General features: G+C 61.3%; 2 protein-coding genes. Both read left to right on the top strand.

Annotated elements, in window-relative coordinates; translation table 11 throughout:
• A partial coding sequence (locus tag ACXRVY_RS21220) for a heavy metal sensor histidine kinase (RefSeq protein ID WP_458238166.1) occupies positions 1 to 925 on the top strand: 925 nt, incomplete at its 5' end.
• A 189-nt stretch (positions 926 to 1,114) separates the two neighbouring features.
• The coding region (locus ACXRVY_RS21225) for a DUF3772 domain-containing protein (protein WP_458238167.1) at positions 1,115 to 3,315 on the top strand (2,201 nt) is incomplete at its 3' end.

A 3,315-nucleotide genomic window follows, 5' to 3' on the forward strand; every position in this document is an offset into this window, starting at 1 on the left:
CTACCGGCTCAATGTCTACCGGCTCAATGTGTACCTGTTCGCCAGCGTCGCGGCGATTCTGCTGGCGCTGTCCGGTTATCTGCTGGTGCATCGCGGCCTGTTGCCCGTGCGGCGCCTGGCCCGCCACACCCAGAGCATCGACGTCGGCAACCTCAACGAACGCCTCGACAGCCAGGGCGCGCCGCTGGAACTGTTGCCCATGATCGACGCCTTCAACGCCATGCTCGACCGGCTGGACAAAGGCTTCATCCAGTTGGGCCAGGTATCGACCGACATGGCCCACGAGCTGCGTACACCGATCAACAATCTGCTGGGCGAAACCCAGGTGGCCTTGCAGCAGAACCGCAGCACTGACGCCTATCAGCAACTGTTGGCCTCGAATGTCGAAGAGCTTGAACGCCTGGCGCGCATGCTCGACAACATGCTGTTCCTGGCCCGCACCGATCCGCGCAGTGCCTTGCGTCAGCGCCAGGAGCTGGATGCCGCCGATGAAATGCAACGCATGGCCGACTATTTCGAAGGCCCGGCGACCGACGTTGGCATCTGCATCGATGCCCAAGGCAGCGGTTTGATCTGGGCCGAGCCCATGTTGCTGCGTCGTGCATTGGCCAACCTGTGCGCCAACGCCATCAAGTACGGCGCCCCGCATTCCGAGCTGTGCATCCACGCCAGGCCGACTGCCGACGGCATCCAGGTGCAAGTGCGCAACCACGGCCCGACCATCCCGGCCCAGCATCTGTCACGGCTGTTCGAACGTTTCTACCGGGTCGATGAGTCCCGTGAACGCTCGGCCCAATCCAATGGCCTGGGCCTGTCGATCGTCGCGACGATCATGCAACTGCACAACGGTGCCTGCCACGTCAGCAGTGCCGACGGCATCACCTGCTTCGAACTGTTTTTCCCGGCGCGGCAACAGCATGAGTAATGTCTGGGCAAGAACCAGCCGGGGCACTACCGACAAAACAATGCTCAAGGGTGCGTGTCATGACCTAACCTCATTGGCTAAGTGACTAACAACCCGTCGAGCTCGCCGATGTGCAATGTCTTGAAGTCAATGATCTGCGTCGCCTTCGCGCTTCTGGCGGCCAGCCCGGGATGGCTGTTGGCGGGGGACATGGCCGACGCTCCTGCCCTTGCCCCAGCTCCCGCCCCCGCAGCCCCGATCATCAGCATCGCCGACAGCGAATTGCTGGGGGTGCAAAACCAGCTCAACAGCCTCAAGCAGCAGGTTTCCCAGGCCAGCAATTACACCCAGCTGGAAAGCTCACAGGATCTGGTGCAAGTACTGATTCAGGACATTGAACGCCTGTCCACATCGCTGCTGCCCGGACAGGCGCAGTTGCAGGCGCAACTCAACGTGTTGGGGCCGGTGCCGCTCGACGAGAACGCACTGGTGACGTCTGCCATTACCACCCAGCGAGACGCCCTCGGCGAGCAAAAAAACAAGCTCGATAGCCAGCTCAAAACCCTGGCCGCTCTGAAAACAAGTGCCGCCGAACTGATCACCCAGATTGGCAGTATCCGGCGCAGCCTGCTGGAAGCGGAAGTGACCCAGCAAACCAGCAGTATCCTGAACCCGGGATTCTGGTCGCCATTGTTCGCTCTTCCGATCGAGGACCGCCAGCGTTTCAGCGCCCTCATCGAGCAACTCGAGGCCACGCACCGGGCCGCCTGGCAACCCGGACAACGCGGGATGACCGCCGCCCTGCTGATCCTGGCCCTGGCCATCTGGACCGTGGGACGAAAGCTCGCCGGCCGGGCTCTGGCATGGTTGTGCATCCATCGAATGCCTGAAGGCCGGTTGCGGCGCAGCTCCCTTGCGCTGGCATCGGTAGTGGCGACGGTGCTGACCGCCGGCATCGCCCTGCAACTGCTGCATTTTGCCGGGACCCGCCAACTGCCCTACACCCCACTGCTGGCCGATCTGGCGCAGTACCTGGAAAAGCTGGCCTATACCTGCGTGCTGATCACCGGGTTGAGTCGCGCATTGCTATCGACCAAACATCCTTCATGGCGCCTGCCCGATATCGCCGATCCGGTGGCGCTGGCGATGGAACCCTATCCAAGGTTGCTGGCAAGCCTGCTGCTGGTGCTGGTGACCCTGGTACAAATGAGCAATGTCACCGGCATGAGCGCCGAAGTGGTGTTGTTCGGTCGGGGCATCGTGGCGTTGGTCGCGGCACTGGTGATCGGCGCGCTGCTATTGCGCGTCAGCAAGACGCGCCGAGACCTGATGGTGGCCGGAGAAGCTCCCGAAGGCGTCACCACCTTCGCCGGCCTGATTTATGCGTTTACCGGCTTTGCCGTGGTGGTGTCCCTGTTCGCCCTGGTGATCGGCTACGTGACGATGGCCCGGTTCATCACCTATGAATTGGTCTGKATATTCATCATCTTCGCCGGTTTCTACCTGCTCACACAGGTTTACCAGGACATCTGCGACTACGTTTTTTCGCCCCGGCAACCCGCCGGCAAGGCCATCAAACAGCTGCTGGGCATCGGCAATCCGCGCCTGGAGCAGATCTGCACCGTGTTTTCCGGCGCAGGCCGCGCCATCCTGATACTGATCGGCGTCATCGCGTTGTTTGTCGGTGGGGTCGGTACGACGCTCGGGCAACTGGTCACTGGCACTGTGGCCATACTCGGCGGTGAAGGGCTGCGCAAGCTGAACATCGTCCCGGACAATTTGATGCATGCCCTCCTGACACTGATGATCGGTGTCTACCTGATACGCACGCTGCGCCGCTGGCTGGATAGCGAGTTCCTGCCGAAAACCGAGATGGACCCAGGCATGTGCGCCTCGCTGAGCACCCTGTTCGCCAACATCGGCTACGTGTCCGTCGTCCTGCTCACGCTGGCGTCGCTGGGGATCAAGTGGACCAACCTGGCCTGGATCGTCAGTGCCCTTTCAGTGGGCATCGGCTTCGGCCTTCAGGAGATCGTGAAGAATTTCATCTCCGGCCTGATCCTGCTGACCGAGCGCCCGGTGAAGGTCGGCGACCTGATCAGCATCAGTGGCGTCGAAGGCGATATACGACGGATCAACGTGCGGGCGACGGAAATACAACTGGCCGACCGCTCGATCATGATCGTACCCAACTCCCACCTGATTTCGCAGAACCTGCGCAACGTCACCCTCGGCGGCAGCGCCCAGGGCGTGGTGATACTCGAACTGATGTTCCCGCTGGACATCGACCCTGAGCAAGTGCAAAACCTGCTGCACGACACCTTCACCGAACACGAATCCATTCTCGATATACCGGTGCCATTTTTGCGTTTCAGTCAGCTGAAACCTGAGGGCATCACCTTGACCATCAC

Source organism: Pseudomonas sp. P5_A2_2 (genome assembly GCF_054177685.1).